The sequence below is a fragment of the Bacillus sp. M6-12 genome (assembly GCF_002860285.1).
Lineage (GTDB): Bacteria > Bacillota > Bacilli > Bacillales > DSM-1321 > Peribacillus.
On the sequence record NZ_PGVF01000012.1, the window covers coordinates 1 to 16408 of the forward strand.

Annotated in this window: 16 protein-coding genes and 1 riboswitch; of the genes, 7 read left to right on the forward strand and 9 right to left on the reverse strand. The window is 40.6% G+C overall.

The features are described 5' to 3' along the window. Positions 1-127: 127 nt before the first annotated feature. Complete coding sequence (locus tag CVD28_RS14210; RefSeq protein ID WP_101593039.1) at positions 128-904, reverse strand: amino acid ABC transporter substrate-binding protein; 777 nt, start codon at positions 902-904, stop codon at positions 128-130. Between the two features lie 482 nt (positions 905-1386). On the opposite strand from CVD28_RS14210, the gene CVD28_RS14215 reads away from it, so the two are divergent. Further along, on the forward strand, positions 1387-2400 hold the full coding sequence (locus CVD28_RS14215; protein WP_101593040.1) for a C40 family peptidase: 1014 nt from the start codon (positions 1387-1389) through the stop codon (positions 2398-2400). A 182-nt stretch (positions 2401-2582) separates the two neighbouring features. On the opposite strand, the gene CVD28_RS14220 is transcribed toward CVD28_RS14215, so the two are convergent. Continuing rightward, complete coding sequence (locus CVD28_RS14220; protein WP_101593041.1) at positions 2583-2738, reverse strand: DUF1540 domain-containing protein; 156 nt, start codon at positions 2736-2738, stop codon at positions 2583-2585. A gap of 210 nt (positions 2739-2948) precedes the next feature. Between CVD28_RS14220 and CVD28_RS14225 the strand changes: the two genes are divergently transcribed. Beyond that, positions 2949-3776: a DegV family protein gene (locus tag CVD28_RS14225; RefSeq protein WP_101593042.1), complete on the forward strand. Its 828-nt coding sequence runs from the start codon at positions 2949-2951 to the stop codon at positions 3774-3776. Between the two features lie 219 nt (positions 3777-3995). Next, positions 3996-5447, forward strand: a complete 1452-nt coding sequence (locus tag CVD28_RS14230; protein WP_101593043.1) for an MFS transporter — start codon at positions 3996-3998, stop codon at positions 5445-5447. 66 nt (positions 5448-5513) lie between these two features. Here CVD28_RS14230 and CVD28_RS14235 read toward each other — a convergent pair whose 3' ends face one another. From CVD28_RS14235 to rlmD, 4 genes are all read right to left on the reverse strand, one after another. Further along, on the reverse strand, positions 5514-5801 hold the full coding sequence (locus CVD28_RS14235) for a c-type cytochrome (RefSeq protein WP_101593044.1): 288 nt from the start codon (positions 5799-5801) through the stop codon (positions 5514-5516). A 221-nt stretch (positions 5802-6022) separates the two neighbouring features. Further along, entirely contained in the window at positions 6023-7369 is a 1347-nt protein-coding gene (locus CVD28_RS14240; RefSeq protein WP_101593045.1) for an amino acid permease, read from the reverse strand. Between the two features lie 141 nt (positions 7370-7510). Further along, positions 7511-7590: riboswitch (glycine riboswitch) on the reverse strand. Positions 7591-8015: 425 nt separating this feature from the next. Next, a complete protein-coding gene (locus CVD28_RS14245) occupies positions 8016-8387 on the reverse strand; it encodes an iron chaperone (RefSeq protein ID WP_101593046.1) in 372 nt (123 codons plus the stop codon). Between the two features lie 141 nt (positions 8388-8528). Then, complete coding sequence (gene rlmD, locus CVD28_RS14250) at positions 8529-9908, reverse strand: 23S rRNA (uracil(1939)-C(5))-methyltransferase RlmD (RefSeq protein ID WP_101593047.1); 1380 nt, start codon at positions 9906-9908, stop codon at positions 8529-8531. 197 nt (positions 9909-10105) lie between these two features. Between rlmD and CVD28_RS14255 the strand changes: the two genes are divergently transcribed. After that, positions 10106-10324, forward strand: a complete 219-nt coding sequence (locus CVD28_RS14255) for a methionine aminopeptidase (RefSeq protein WP_101593048.1) — start codon at positions 10106-10108, stop codon at positions 10322-10324. Positions 10325-10363: 39 nt separating this feature from the next. Here CVD28_RS14255 and CVD28_RS14260 read toward each other — a convergent pair whose 3' ends face one another. The 3 genes from CVD28_RS14260 to CVD28_RS14270 all read right to left on the reverse strand — a co-directional run bounded on the left by CVD28_RS14260 (position 10364) and on the right by CVD28_RS14270 (position 12664). Beyond that, positions 10364-11107, reverse strand: a complete 744-nt coding sequence (locus tag CVD28_RS14260; RefSeq protein WP_180954172.1) for an alpha/beta fold hydrolase — start codon at positions 11105-11107, stop codon at positions 10364-10366. Between the two features lie 14 nt (positions 11108-11121). After that, positions 11122-11676: a GNAT family N-acetyltransferase gene (locus CVD28_RS14265; RefSeq protein WP_101593050.1), complete on the reverse strand. Its 555-nt coding sequence runs from the start codon at positions 11674-11676 to the stop codon at positions 11122-11124. A gap of 67 nt (positions 11677-11743) precedes the next feature. Beyond that, on the reverse strand, positions 11744-12664 hold the full coding sequence (locus CVD28_RS14270; protein ID WP_101593051.1) for a diacylglycerol kinase: 921 nt from the start codon (positions 12662-12664) through the stop codon (positions 11744-11746). Between the two features lie 386 nt (positions 12665-13050). Here CVD28_RS14270 and CVD28_RS14275 point away from each other — a divergent pair, with 386 nt between their 5' ends. From CVD28_RS14275 to CVD28_RS14285, 3 genes are all read left to right on the forward strand, one after another. Continuing rightward, complete coding sequence (locus CVD28_RS14275) at positions 13051-14349, forward strand: ABC transporter substrate-binding protein (RefSeq protein WP_101593087.1); 1299 nt, start codon at positions 13051-13053, stop codon at positions 14347-14349. 115 nt (positions 14350-14464) lie between these two features. Next, positions 14465-15475, forward strand: coding sequence for a carbohydrate ABC transporter permease (locus tag CVD28_RS14280; protein WP_308315088.1), 1011 nt, complete (start codon positions 14465-14467; stop codon positions 15473-15475). Beyond that, a complete protein-coding gene (locus CVD28_RS14285; protein ID WP_101593052.1) occupies positions 15472-16344 on the forward strand; it encodes a carbohydrate ABC transporter permease in 873 nt (290 codons plus the stop codon). The genes CVD28_RS14280 and CVD28_RS14285 overlap by 4 nt, the downstream gene beginning before the upstream one ends. Positions 16345-16408 lie beyond the last annotated feature (64 nt).

Here is a 16408-nt window from a genome sequence, read left to right on the forward strand (position 1 = left end):
GGGCCGGGCGCTGGAGCTAGAAGTAGCTCCCTTGCTTTTGTTATCCTTAACTCGATAATTTTATAATTTCTCTTCAAAAACAAAACAGGGTTCCCTTTGGAAATCCTGTTTTGACTTATATTCCATATTACTTTAATACTTTATCTTCACCAAACCACTTTTTAGAAACTTCAGCGGCTGTACCATCTTTATTTATTTCATCAAGTGCTTTTTGAAGTTTGTTAAGCAATTTCTCATTTCCTTTTTTCACACCGATGCCATACTCTTCAGGAGCAAGAGCTTCATCAAGCACCTTAAATGATTCGCCCTCTTTAGTCATGTAATAGTTAATGACAATTTCATCAATTACGACTGCATCTACACGGCCGCTCTTTAGGTCAGACAAGGCTTGGACATTGTCAGCAAATTCAGTAACTGTCTTGATTTTTGCTTTAATTGGCGCTGCATTCAATGCATCAGATGCAGAAGAAAGAGATTGCAAACCGACTGTTTTACCTTCTAAGTCAGCCAGTTTAGTAAGCTTCGAGTCAGCCTTTGTAACGACTACCTGTGCATTTTTTAAATAAGGCTTTGTGAAAAGCACCTTTTCTTTACGTTCATCCGTAATAGTGTATCCATTCCAAATCAGATCAATTCGTCCGCTGCTAAGCTCAGCTTCTTTTGTTTTCCAGTCTATGGGCTGGAACTTAACTTTTGTTCCCATTTTTTCTGCCGCAGCTTTTGCATAGTCAATATCAAAACCAACAATTTCATTGTCCTCATCACGGAATCCCATTGGAGCAAATTTATCATCTATACCAATGACAAGAGTATTCTCCTCTGCCTTTCCAGCAGAATTGGAGCATCCTGTCACAATCGCAAATACAGATGCTATTATAAGCAGCACAGTTGCTAAACGTTTCATATCTATGATGACCACCCTTTAACTTTTTATTTAACTTTACTTTAGTACGCTACCATATTATCACACTACCATATTATAATACTATAATATTGTAAAAATCAATATCCTGTTTAAGATAATTTAATAATGAAGTTAACTATCCAGCGGTTATCTTGAATGTTTTCTCAGTAAAATTTTTTATTAAATAAAGATATGATAACTTTATTGGCGGAAAGTGGGTTGCCCTAGTAAAAGGTTTGAAAGGGAGACTTTATCCTGGAGAATTGAAAAACTTCTTTAAAATTAAAAGGGCTGTCCAAAAGTCGGTAATAGACTTTAGAGGACAGCCCTTTTTTCCTTATTAAAAATGAACAAGCGGTCTCTCCCCTTCTGTTTGCTACTATCATGTTAAAGACAGTATTAAAAACGGATAATTTTCAAACAAGTTAATAAATAGTCTATAGTGCAAACCGATATTAATAGAAAAACGAGAGGTGACATAGTTGAAATTAAAAAAGTTTCTTATCGCAACACTAGCTCTATCTGTTTTTTTACCGTTTAATCCAAAGGAAGCCGATGCCGCAAGCCCTTCTTGCTATAATCCGAATCAGCCTGCTAAAACATATGTTAATGTTTCGGCAGCAACGCTTTGGAAGGAGCCTGGCACTAAGCGTACAATTGATAAATATTCTTTATCAAATCCTGTTGATATGAGAACATGGACGGCTAAAATGCCAACAGCTTCTACCCGCATATGGCTAACGGGAAAAACCGAAACACAAGGATTGTATGGTCAAGAAATAAAAGTATTAAAAACTAGCGGAAGCTGGGTGCAAGTTGCTGTTAAAGACCAATATACATCTAAAAGCAAATATGGTTATCCTGGCTGGATGCCAAAATCTCAAGTCATCATACAAAAAGCAGGGTATGAAAATTGCCAAACAGCAAATATAAAGGCAAAAACTGCTTTTCTATATAACGATAAAAGCAATAAGTTTTTAGAGGTAAGTTTTAACACAAGGCTGCCTATTATAAAATCAGAAAAAGACTGGGTACAGGTTATGACTCCTTCTAATCAGGTTAAATGGATCAAAAAAAGCGATATTAATATCTACGCTTCATTATCTAAAATCCCTAAACCTAATAGCAATGACTTAGTGAATACAGGCAAAATGTTTTTAGGCCTGCCATATTTATGGGCTGGAACCTCCGCATATGGATTTGATTGCTCCGGCTTTACGTATTCTATATATAAGTATCACGGTATACTATTGCCCCGGGATGCCTCTGAACAGATTAAAAAAGGTAAATTTGTTTCTAAAACACAAATACAGCCTGGTGACCTCCTGTTTTTCGCTTATAACAAAGGAAAAGGAAAAGTTCATCACGTTGCTATGTACGCCGGAAATGGAAAAATGATTCACTCTCCTAAAGCGGGAAGAACAGTTGAAATAATTTCTATTAATACTTCACCATATAAAGACGAATATGCCGGCTCCCGCAGATACTTACAATGACAGACTAAAAAGGGCTGTCTAAAAAGCCCATTTAAGAGAAATAATGTACTCAAATTAAAAACCCAAGAATATTGATTTAACAGCATTCTTGGGTTTTGCTAATATTGGGGTTGCGGCTGAAAAACTACTTTCTGAACAGCCCCTTTTACGAGTAAATAGCGATTTGAAAAATGATCGTTAATTTATTCGCGGTGTTCAAAGGTTTTACAAGCAGTTTCCTCAACGTCAGTAGCTTTTCTGCCATGTTCTCCAATGACAAAAATAGAGTCAGCAACGCACTTATCACCTTTTGCCCAGTACTTACAATTTTCCACATTGCATAATACCTCGATTCCCATAAAGGCCACCTCCTTTTAGGTTGTATTTATCAATACCCTTTTTTGAGAGTAATAAATCAATATTTTTTTAGATGCGGGCTCCACTGCTATTAAGTAATTTAATAATTACAAAATATAAATTTTCGACACAAACAATAAATAAGCAACTATACCTATAGAACTGCTATACTTAATTATATTCATTCTAAATTACTAGAGGTGACCAGGAAATTGATTAAGATCATAACAGACAGTTCAGCTGATTTACCCGAGGAATTAATGAAGCAATATGATATAACGTCAGTTCCATTGACTGTTACTGTTGGGGGTCAAGATTATGCTGAGAAAGTAGATTTATCCCCGAAGGAATTCTTTACAAAGATGTTTTCAACAGATGAGCTTCCTAAAACATCTCAGCCCTCCCCAGCCTCTTTTGCTGAGGCTTTTTCCAAGTTCGGCAAGGATACGGAGCTGCTTTGTCTTACGATCTCATCCGGACTAAGCGGTACATATCAATCAGCTTGCTTGGGAAAAGAATTGTCCAATACCAATGTGACAGTGTTTGATACTTTGGCTGGGTCATTAGGCCATGGACTGCAAATTATACGGGCAGCCGAACTCGCAGCACAGGGGTATACAATGGAAGAAATCGTTGCAGATCTAACACAATACAGGGAAAAAATGAATATACTAGTTCTTTTAGATACATTAGAAAATATCGTTAAAGGCGGGCGGTTAAGCAAATTTCAGGGATCATTAGCCAAAATCCTAAATATCAAAGTAATCTTAGAAAGAGTGGACGGCGGCAAAGTAGAAATTCTTGAAAAAATAAGAGGAAAGAAAAGGTTTCAAAAAAGAGTCCTTGAAATTATTCAGGAAAGAGGAAATAATTTTTCTCAAACCATTTTCGGGATTACTCACACTGGCAATCTAGAAGATGCAGAAGCAGTTAAACAGGAACTAATTGACAAATTTCATCCGAAAGAAGTAATAGTTAATTATATGGGGGCCACAATGGGTACCTATGCCGGCAAAAATGGAATGATAATCTCCTTTTAAAGGAAGAATAACCTAACTTTTTAACAAGTTTTTAATTAGAAAAGGTTTCGTGCAATACAAGCAAGAAGGCAGCTCCCCTAAGGGTTAGCTGCCTTCTTTTTTTAATTGATTTAGGTTTAACGTCCTGTATTTACATTTTTTTCAGGTTTTAGAAGGTGTCTTTAGGGAAAAAACATTTTGTAGAGTATTTCGTGAATCTAAAAATAGAGCAGGAGGGAAATGGTGAGAGAATCGTTAAATAAAGAGAATATTACAGTCGTCGACGCCAGTGTTGCAAAAAAATCCATGATTGGTACATCTGTTGGTAATGCCATGGAGTGGTTTGATTTTGGTATATATTCATTCTTAGCCGTAACAATGGGGAAGGTATTTTTCCCTGATATTGATCCTTCCTTTCAGTTGATCTATGCTTTCGCAACTTTTGCAGTTGCATTTATTGCAAGGCCCATAGGCGGTATGTTTTTTGGAATGATGGGAGACCGCATCGGCCGTAAGAAGGTTTTGGCTTTAACAATGATTCTAATGGCTGCAGCCACATTAAGTATTGGACTTATTCCCGGTTTTGCCGCTATAGGGATTGCAGCACAGATTCTATTGCTCTTAGCCAGGCTCGTACAGGGATTTTCTACCGGAGGCGAATATGCAGGTGCTATGACATATATAGCAGAAACAACTCCAGATAAAAAACGCACTTTTATGGCGAGCGGTTTGGAGGTTGGTACACTTGTAGGTTTTATCGCCGGAGCCGGTTTAGTAACGGCATTGACTTATCTGCTTGGAAAAGAAGCCATGGTTGAATGGGGCTGGAGAATACCATTCTTTATTGCGGCGCCTCTTGGATTGATTGGTTTTTATTTCCGAAACCACTTAGGGGAAACCCCAGCGTTTGAAGCGATGAATCAAGCAATAGATGAAGGAAATCAGCGTACGTCCTTCAAAGAGATTTTTGCCGAGCATTGGAGGGCACTCTTAATTTGTACAGCAATCGTTATCTTTTATAACGTCATGAGCTATACGGTTCTGACATATATGCCATCATACTTGTCTGAAGAACTAGGTTACGGAGAACAAAAGGGACTGCTTTTGATTGTAATTGTTATGATCGCCATGATTCCTTTAGTGATGGCCATGGGTTATTGGAGTGACCGCATAGGCAGAAACCGTATTTTAAAAGGAGCATTAATCGGTGCAATCGTACTCAGCATACCCGCATTTATGCTGGTTCGTTCTGGAAATATCTACGGTGCATTCTTCGGTTTGCTGATTCTTGGCGCTCTGCTCTCTGCTTTACAAGGATCCCTGCCAGCTACTCTGCCATCATTATTTTTTACCAGAGTACGTTATGGTGCACTTGCGATTACGTACAATACAGCTACCTCCCTTTTTGGCGGAACCACACCGCTAATCGTTGCATGGTTAGTCAGTGCAACGGGAAACAAAATGCTGCCGGCTTATTATTTAATGGCAATGTGTACCTTCGGGCTTGTTATTGTTACATTGTTTGTTAAAGAAACTGCCGGAAAATCACTGCGCGGATCAGCTCCTGTTGTTGAGAATCCTAGCGAAATTAAAGAAGTGCTTAAACAGCCGGAAAAAGCGCTTTGGTGGCGTGAAGAGGTAAGGCAGCTGCGACAGAAGAAAGCTGGTAAGAGCCTTGAGGGAGTTTCATAAAAAATTAGGACTAAATAGGAAGATGGAGTTAAAAAAGCTGACTCAAAGGCAGTGTTTGCCTATGAGTCAGCTTTTCTGTTTTTTAATATTATAATTTGCACGCTCCCACAAGTTCTGTGAGTTTGTGGCAGAATTGTTGCTGCTTTTTACCACTACCTCAGTTAAATAGGCAGCTACATTTTTGATCTGTTCTTCCGTCAGTACCTTTTCAAACGCTGGCATTAAAGTGCCACCTTGTTTAATTTTATTTTTTAAATCCTCATCATCCTTTGCCACTTGGCTTAACTCCGAGATTGGGGCCATTGTGACCATCAGCACCTTCTCGGCCATAACAAGCCAAACAATTTCCCTCATTCACTTTCCCTCCTTCGTCCGCAAGGGCCACTTTGTCATCTGTTTCTCCATTGTCCTTTGACTTGCACAAGCAGGAAAAACAGGCTGGGTGTTCACTTAGATGGCAGCGTCAGAAAAGATGCTGAAACAGGAGATTACAGCATAAAAGAGACCATAAATTATTATTAATCTATGGTCTGGGTAACTGATGCATTTCAAGTATGAAATTTTCTTTGCAATTCCTATTTACCAGGTTTCCTTCTGGCGAAATACAACAGGAATAATAGAGCAAACCATAAAGGTGTCATTAATACAGATAAACGAGTTGCTTCAGCAAATAACATAATTATTAAAATAAATACAAATAGCGCTAGTACTACATAATTAATAAACGGCGTGAAAGGTGCTTTAAAAGTCGATTTTTTACGTAGATCTGGGCGTGATTTGGTATATCGTATATGGGAAACTAAGATAATCCCCCAAACCCAAATAAAGCAAATCGCGCTAATGGTTGTCACAATGCTAAATGCTTGTTCCGGAATAAGTTTACTTAAAAAAGCGCCAATGGAAACGACAGCCGTTGATGTAAGCAAAGCGTTACTTGGTACATGATTTTTATTTAATTTAGCAAGCTGAGCTGGTCCTTGTTTAAGACGGCTTAAATTATATAAAACTCTGCTCGTTGAAAACAATCCACTATTACAGGCTGAAGCTGCTGAGGTTAAAACAACAAAATTAACGATTCCCGCTGCGATTGGAATACCCACTAAACCAAACACCTGAACAAACGGACTGCTGGATGCATTTAACTGATCCCAAGGATTAATGCATAAGATGACGAAAAGAGCCCCCACATAGAAAAATAGAATTCGCATAGGAATTTTATTAATCGCGGATGGGATGCTTTTTTGCGGATTAGCTGTTTCCGCTGCAGACACCCCTATCAACTCAACACCGACATAAGCAAACACAACCATTTGAAATGCTAGTAAGAAGCCAGATACACCATTAGGAAATAGACCACCATATTCCCATAGATTTTTTACAGAAACAGCCCCCGTATCTGTTTGGAATCCAATAACCAGCAAAATGATTCCAATAATGATTAAAGCAAGAATTGTGATTACTTTAATTAAGGCAAACCAAAACTCTAACTCTCCAAAAAGCTTAACTGTCAGTAAATTCAGCCCCAATAAAATAATTAAACAGATTAGAGCTGGTATCCACTGAGGGATATCGAACCAGTATTGCACATACACACCCACGGCGATAATATCAGCCATAGCCACCATTATCCAACAAAACCAATATGTCCATCCAGTCACAAAACCTGCCCAAGGTCCAATATAATCTACCGCGAAGTCGGTGAATGATTGATAACCTGCATTTGAGAGAAGCAGCTCTCCTAATGCCCTCATAACAAAAAACACTGCCATTCCTACGATTAAATAAGCAAATAGGATAGAGGGACCCGCTAATTGTATCGCCTTACCTGAACCTAAAAACAGACCAGTCCCAATTGTCCCGCCAATCGCAATTAATTGGACGTGTCTATTTTTTAGTTCCCTTTTTAACTCTTGCTGCGCCACGTTACATTCCCCCATATTATTTTTTTAATAGCAATGCTGTTTAGGCATAAAAAAAGAGATTGGATTACTCCAATCTTATAGACGTCAGAATATAAAATAACGCATGTATTAATCTCTTCAGAATAATAATGTTTGTATTTTGATATTACTCCTGTCCTTTTGCCTGAGATTGTGAACCCTTCGGCGCCGCAAAGATTTGCGATCTCTCCAGAAACTGCTCCTGCTAAAGTTTGACCCCTAACAATCATCGCAAGTTTAATATTCATTTGTAAGTATGAGTGATAAATAGATGAGGTACCTTATCATTCTTTTTTCACATTCTATTATTATACCCGAATATAAATTGAATGGAAGAAGAAAATTTAACAGGAATGCGTATTAAGGATAGCAGATAAAAAGAATGAGACTTATTTTAATAGAGAGTAAACAAGTTATTAACATTGACAATCTTAACAAGAAACTTCTCCACTTTCTAATTTTTAATGAATTAACACCTGAGGTTTTTCACCGCTTAATCAATCGAATGGAAGTAAAAGCTGATTTGCCAGTTACATATGTGTACTATGGAGCGGTTGGCGCCTTAATTGAGTTGCAAAAACGCAGGACATTTTTTCGTGTCATGCGTTTTTTGATAAGGCGTGATGTATTATTTCCGCCAAAAATTCGTATATCCTGCTTTATCCTGAATATTAAATTCAATCATTTTCTCAAGCAATTCGTAATTTACCTGCTCATTCCACGGAATTCGAAACAAGCCTTTGGTAGCGCTGTATCCAGCTTGTGCAATGTCATCGCTAAAGTGCACAATGCCTACTTCTTCGGGTGAAACGCTCAAATGATGCTTCGCTGTGGAAAAGCCGATGATAAATGTGCCGTGATCGGAAAACATTGGCGTATTCCACTTGATTTGCGGTTCCAAATTTGGGAATTTACTAGCAACCCACGCCAAAATTTCCTCTGTTCGGACGCGGTGGTCGGGGTTATCGATACCTGCTAGATATTTCACAAAAAATTCCATGTCTTCCTCCTTCGATATAATGCTATTGCCGCCAAAATTTTGAATTCTCAGCCTTATGCTTCATATTAAATTCAATTATCTTCTGTAGCAATCCGTAATTAAATCCGTTACAGGAAACTTAAAAGGCAACACCCAAATGGGTTAGTTGCCTTCCGTTAAAATGAGTTGAGAGACACATTCAACATGTGTAGTCATTGGAAACATATCCACAGGCTGCACTTCTACAGTCCGGTATCCGCCATCCTCCAATATCCTCAAATCACGCGCCAGCGTTGCCGGGTTACAGGATACATAAACAACCTTCTTTGGTTTCATTTCAATAATAGTATTTAGCAGGGCCTCATCGCACCCTTTACGCGGGGGATCAACGACTAATACGTCTGCGCTGTTTCCGGTTTTGTACCACTCCGGTATGACTGTTTCCGCCGCACCAACTGCAAATTCAGCATTACTTATATCATTCAATTCCGCGTTCCGTCTCGCATCCTCTATCGCTTCCGGCACGATTTCTACCCCGAACACTTTCTTAGCTTTTTGAGCCAGGAATAAGGATATCGTTCCAATCCCGCAATAGGCATCAATAACGGACTCTTCCCCAGTCAGCCCTGCATATTCAAGGGCTTTATCATAGAGCACCTTGGTTTGTACCGGATTAATCTGATAGAATGACAATGCCGAGATCGCGAATTTAACATCACCGATGTAGTCATAAATTACTTCATTGCCCCAAAGCACTTTTGTTTTCTCGCCCATTATCACGTTAGTACGCTTCGAGTTAATATTATGGATGATTGATTTTATTTTTGGCAGCCTGGCAGTGATTTCTTCAACCAGCCGGTTCTTCTGCGGCAGGTCAGCTGTACGGGTGATCAGGACCACCATCAGTTCCCCTGTTTGCTGTCCGTGGCGTGCCATAATATGACGGAGCACACCTTTATGGGATTCTTCATGATAAGCTGGGATTCCCAGCTCATTGCAGATTTCCTTCACCGTTTGGATCGCTTCATTGACCTCTGGAAGCTGGATAACACTTTCATTTGTATCCACGATCTCGTGGCTGCGCGGTTTGAAGAAACCCGCGATTAATTTACCGTCTCTTTCACCTACAGGTACTTGGGCTTTGTTCCGGTAATGCCATGGATTGTCCATTCCTATAATCGTATGAACCTTCACATCCTCCAGCTTTCCTATACGGGCCAGTACTTCCCGAACCTGTTTTTCTTTATATGCAAGCTGCCCTTCATAGCTGATATGCTGGAGCTGGCAGCCGCCGAATTTGTGTGATTCCTCTACTGGAACATCAATTCGGGTGTCACTTTTTTCATATAGTTCCATTAAACGCCCGAAGCCATATCCTTTATTAACCTTTGTAATTTTTATTTGGCCTTTTTCGCCCGGCAGAGCATTTGGCACGAAAACAGGGTAACCCTCAATTTTTGCAACTCCTGCGCCATCATGGGTCAAATCTTCAAACATTACATCTATATAATCATTTTTTGCTATTGGAGCAGACTTTTTCATTGTGTCATTCATCCTTTTCTGTACATAACCTGTAGTAAGAGGTTTGTTTGGCAAAGACTGAGAGTATTTTACCATATAATACAACCTCGGGACAAAGCCCTCAGACAAGCCCTCTTTATTCGGAACAAAGTTTCCATTTTATGCATAAAAAATAACGGACTATCGCATGTTAAGCAAAAACACTTGAGGTGAGTAACATGGGGTTGTTTAATGCTATTCAACAATGGAAAGCGGCAAACGCTGAGAAAAGGATGCTCAGGATGGAAGAACAGGGTCTGTGCCCGGATTGCAGCGGCAAAGGGTTCCATACATTTGCGCCGAATGAGTTCACCTATAACAATATTTACGAATGTACTGGTTGTGAAGGAAGCGGATTGTATGCTGACTGGGTCAGTGCCACTGAACAGAATATCTGATTAATGCAGGAAAAGATACGGTGTTGTCTGCCGTATTTTTTATTGTGACTGCTTATCCCGCTGGTCAATCTCCTGAAAAAATTCCTGAAAGGTGTGAACCATCTGCCCTGAATCTGGAGTAAAAAGGTTATGATCTGCTTTTTCAAACACTCTGACCCTCGCGTTCGGCACTGCATCCATATAATCCCTAACGCCTTCTTCTGTTAGTGCTGCGCCGTCCAGGCCGCCTCGAATAATTAAAAAAGGACAATCCAGCTTTTTCAATTGTTCCTTGAAGTGGATCTCCTCAGATTCTGCTTCAATCCTTTCCAGCGTTTCTTTGTTTACACGCTCCAGGACAGACTTTCCTTTCCAATCCGGCAATCCTGTAAAGAAATCGGCCCAGCCGGGACGCAGATTAGTATGGACTGCTGGATAATCCCCGATAATCAGTCCTTTTACCCGTCCCCGATTTTCAATGGCATATGCTAGCGCATAAGATACCCCTCTGGAATACCCAAATAATATGAAATGATCAATTATGATATTATTGATCACCGCTTCAATGTCCGATACATGGTCTTCAAGCGTGTATCCTTCCTTCGGTGCATCGCTTTGGCCGCGGCCCCTAAGCGTGATAACAATCGTCCTTCGCGGCAGAAGCTCCTGAATCATTTCTTCATAGTCATCATCCGCTTCCGTTAAACCAGGAATGATAACAAGCGGCGTTTCCTTTTCAGAAGTGCCAGTATTATCGAGATAATGGATGCGTATATCGCCGTTTCTTACCCAGCCTTGGAGCATTTTAATCATCTCCTTTATAAATTCTTCACCATATAATCGTAGTTATGATGGTTGATCAAGATTACTTTCCTGAATTTATATCCCAGCCTGCTGTACAAGCTGCGCGCCCGCTCATTATCTTTCTCTACGTTTAAAGCAATCGTTGCGTAACCCAGCCGTCTGCCTTTTTCCTCTGCAGCAGCAATGAGCATCGTACCCATTCTTTTCCCCCGGTGCTGATGCGCTACACATAAAGTATCGAGATAATAATCCGTAACCTCAGCTTCTTTATCTACTACTGCATTCTGCATCTTTTGCTTTAATCGGGAACGGATGGGAGCATCCAATTGCTCAGCCTCACTTCCATGATAGGCTATAACTATACCTGCAATCTCTCCCTTTGTTTCCAGAATGATAGAGTTTCGGTAACTAAGACGGTTCTTTTCCCGCTTAAAATAATCCCTAAGCACTCTCAGGATTTCAAGCTCAGCAGTTTCACCTGTCAATGCTTCTGCAATATCCTTAATCGCTGACAGAATAAGTACAGCGGCAGCTTCTGCGTCTACAGGTTTTGCATTTCGAATAATCATCCTTTGCCCCCATAGTCATAACAAAAACCTTGTCCAGGCAAAGTGAACAAGGTTTTTGCAGCTTAATTTAATCTTTTTGATTTGCCGGGTCATCCGGCAGCTCGCCCTTTGGCACAAACACATTGAAATGACGGTATTGGTTCACAAATTCTGCCGGAGCAAGTCCGCCAAACTCACCGTCAAGATTCAGCTGCATTTTGTCCTTAGGCACCACTTTAATGCGGTTAGCCTTTGCATAAATCACACTTGGATCATTTACATGCTCGCCTCTGACTGCCAGCGTTGCAACCCGTACGAAATCAGCCAGGTTCGTCTTTTTTAAAATAAGCATCGTGAACATCCCATCATTTAAGGATGCATCAGGCGCCAGTTTTTCAAAACCTCCGACTGAGTTTGTGTTGGCGACAAGAAAAAGCATGATTTCACCTTCAAAAATTTTCCCGTCGTACTCAATTGAAACTTCTGTAGCTTTAATAGACGGAAGCATTTCAATACCTTTTAAATAGTAGGCCAGCTGGCCCAGCATTGTTTTTAGTTTACTTGGCACTTCGTACGTCAGCTCGGTAAGCCGTCCGCCGCCAGCGATATTTATAAAATATTTATCGTTCATTTTTCCAATGTCAATAGGCATCGTGTGTCCAGCTGTAATGATATCGACAGCTGCTTCAACGGAACGGGGCACATGAATTGCACGCGCAAAGTCATTTGTTGTTCCCACCGGTATAATCCCTAGATTTGGCCGTATTTCAGCCTGGGCAAGTCCATTGACGACTTCATAAATTGTGCCATCTCCACCTGCTGCGATGACTGTATCGTATCCCCGCTCAATGGCAATACGGGCAGCATTAGTTGCATCGCCTTCACCGGTAGTAGCATGGCATGACGCCTCATAGCCGGCCATTTCAAGCTTCGCCAGTACGTCAGGTAAATGCCTTCTGATTGCCTCTCGTCCTGAAGTCGGGTTATAAATTAATCTTGCTCGTTTCATTTCATATCATCCTACTTTTCATTAAAGCATATTCCATATTTTACATAATATCGTATTCAGTCACCATAAAGCAAACACCATATGTTTCATTGGTGTTGTGTGCTCTACAATTTTATTCTTATTTTCCAGGTGACGCAAATATATAGTTGCAATGCCTTGATGCAGTTTTAATTCACGTCCCTGTGGGTAAAAAACATGTTTGGTGATTGTCGAAAAAAGCAGAATGTATGTCAGTCCAAATCTTGTTTTTTGTCCGAACTATTCAAAAAGTTGCTTTTTATGCAGAATCTAGTATTTTTTCCCTAGTTTATCTGTCGAATCAACGGGTAAAAGTTAGACAGTTAGCAAAAAACTATTTATTAAAAATTTTAGGGGGAAATGGAAAGATGAAGAGAAACGCCAAGCTTTCATTTATTTTATTGCTTGTATTCAGTTTATTGCTATCAGCCTGTTCCGGAGGTGGAGAAGAAGAAGCAAACGCCTCTGCTAAAAAAGGTAAAGTCGTTATCGATTTCTGGAGTTTTTGGGGATCTGAGACAAGGAGACCGGTTATTGAGAAAATTGTAGAGGATTTCAATAAATCCCAGGATGAAATTGAAGTTAAGCATACATTTGTTCCTTGGGGCGATATTTGGACTAAAAACCTCGCAGCCGTTGCAGCCGGAAATCCAGCCGATGTTATTGTTAATGACCTGGCCAGCGTAGCACATCGCGCTGATAATCAGCAGGCCGAGGATTTATCAAAGCTTATCAGCAAGGATTTAAAGAACGATCTTTATCCGCATCTATGGGAGCCTGTCATGTATAAGGACAAGCCTTATGCTGTCCCATTCACTTCTGATACTCGTGTCCTCTTTTACAACAAAAAGGCCTTCAAGGAAGCCGGCCTGGACCCTGAAAAGCCGCCAACAACATGGGCTGAGCTTGAAGAGTATGCTAAAAAGCTTGATGTAAAAAAAGGCAAGAAGTATGAACGCATTGGATTCTATCCTTTATGGGGCAGCTTTGGTGCCGGCAGCTGGATGTCAAATGCGGATGACGGCAAAGGATTTATTGAAGACGGCAAGCTTGCAGTCAATACTCCTAAAAAAGTGGAAGCACTGGAATGGGTTCAAGGATGGAATAAACGCATTGGCGACAAAAACGTCCAGGCTTTCAAAGCGGAATTCAGCAGCGGTCAAACGAATCCTTTCGTTACGGAAAAGGTAGCTATGTGGATCGATATTGCAGGCTTCTACACACAAATTCGTGACTCAGGAAAAGACATGGAAATCGGCGTTGCTCCAATTCCTGAAAAAGAAGCCGGCAGCGGCCACTGGAATGAGGGCGGCGGATTTGCACTCGAGATTCCAAAAGGGTCTAAGCACCCGAAAGAAGCAGCCAAGTTCCTTGAATATATGGCCAGTGAACAAGCTCAAAAACATTGGGCACTTAAAAACTACGATAATGTAGCAAACATTAAAGCTGCAGAATCTGCAGCAACAGAAATGAAGGATATTGAAAAAACCGTTTACGATCAGGCGCTGGCTAACCTGAAGGACACTAAGCTCCATACAGTGCCGCTCGAGTATCCAGACTACAAAACGCGTCTCGATCCACAGCTTGAAGCAGCCACGACCGGCAAAGTTTCGGCAAAAGAGGCTCTAGAAAAGGCAGAAAAGGATATTGAAAAATTAAAGAAATGATAAGTTAGGCAGGTCCCAAAAAGGGCTCCGCCGTTACCCGAAAAGCCTTGTCATTCGAACGCGGATGGCAAGGTTTTTTAAAAGGATTATTTGGCTCAGAAAGGAGTAGTGTATCATGCAGCAATCCATAGTGGAAAAAAAAGCAGCCCCGGCAGCGCTTAAAACAACAGACAAGCCAGCCAGTCCCGCTGTCAGCTCCCGCCGTTTCTGGCAAATGAAATCAAGAAGCAAAGCAGGAAAAATGGACAATCTCAGCGGCTACCTATTTATTTCTCCCTGGCTGATAGGTTTATTGTTTCTAACTGCCGGCCCTCTCTTATTCTCGTTATATGTAAGCTTCACTGATTATAATATTACCTCTCAAATGAACTTTGTAGGACTGGAAAACTATAAACGGATGTTCACACTTGATGATTTATTTTGGACTTCTCTTTGGAATACACTGTACTTCGTAATATTCTCAATTCCATTAACAACTGCAGGTGCTGTTTTTATCGCAGTCCTTCTTAATCAGAAAATAAAAGGCATGAAGTTTTTCCGGACTATTTATTATTTGCCGGCAGTTCTTTCCGGTGTAGCAGTTTACTTTCTCTGGATGCAAATGCTTAGCCCATCTACCGGACTGGTGAACACAGTTCTTGGCTGGATTGGGATTGAAGGTCCTTCATGGCTGTTTGATCCTGCCTGGACAAAGCCCGCCCTTATCTTTATGAAGCTTTGGAGTGTAGGAGGAGGCATGCTGCTTTATCTCGCGCGGCTTCAGAGCATTTCAACAGCGATGTATGAGGCAGCCGATCTTGACGGAGCCAACTCTATCCAAAAGTTTTTCCATATTACACTCCCGATGATTACACCAATTATTTTCTTTGATGTTATTACAAGCACAATTTATTCCTTCCAAATTTTCCAGGAAGCTTATGTAATGACCGAGAATGGAGACGGCGGACCAGGAAACTCGCTTTTATTCTACAATCTTCATATGTGGAAAAATGCATTTGAAATGTTTGATATGGGTTATGCTTCATCGATGGCCTGGTTCTTGTTCATGTTTATCATGATCCTGACCATATTTAACTTAAAAGTCGGCAAAAAATGGGTGTACTACGAAGGCGGTGACAACAAATGATAAAAGCAGAATCCGAGTTGAAATTCTACCAAACAAAATCATTCCAGGAACGAATAAAGAAGACGATTACCTTGATATTTTTACTGTTTGGAAGTATCCTGCTGCTATTGCCCCTGTGGTGGATGATTTCTACATCATTGAAATCACCCCAGGAAATCATGCAGCATCCGCCAGCCTTTATTCCGGAAACCTTCCGTTTTTCCAACTATATTGAGGCGTGGCAAACCGGACCGTTCGCCCGCTGGGGACTGAATACACTTTTCATAGCTGTTGTCACCACAATCGCTAGTGTTCTTGTAAACTCATTTGTAGCATACGGATTTGCCAAAATTCATTTTAAAGGAAGAAATACACTATTTGTTATCGTCTTAGCAACGATGCTTATCCCTGGTTTTGTCACACTGGTTCCGCAATATATGCTCTTTTCTAAGCTAGGCTGGGTTAACACGTATCTGCCATTGATCGTGCCCGCTTTTGCCGGAAGTGCATTTTATATATTCCTGCTGCGCCAATTTATGATGACAATTCCGGATGAATACATTGAAGCAGCTCGAATGGACGGTGCCAACCACTTGAGAATTTGGTGGCATATTATGCTTCCGTTAACCAAGCCAGCACTCATAACTGTTGCCCTGTTCTCCTTTAACGGAGCCTGGAATGACCTGCTGTCACCATTGCTGTATCTCAATGACGAAAAACTTTATACCCTTCAGCTTGGCCTACAAACATTCAAAGGAAGCGTCCAGGTGCAATGGCATTACTTAATGTCCATGTCAGTCATGATTTTACTGCCAACCGTTATCCTATTCTTCTTCTTCCAGCGATATTTTATGGAAGGAACGAATATATCTTCAGGGTCAAAAGGGTAATTACTGAAAATAAAAGGAGTGTGAATCTACTTGGGATTCACACTCCTTTTTGTTTATATCCTGT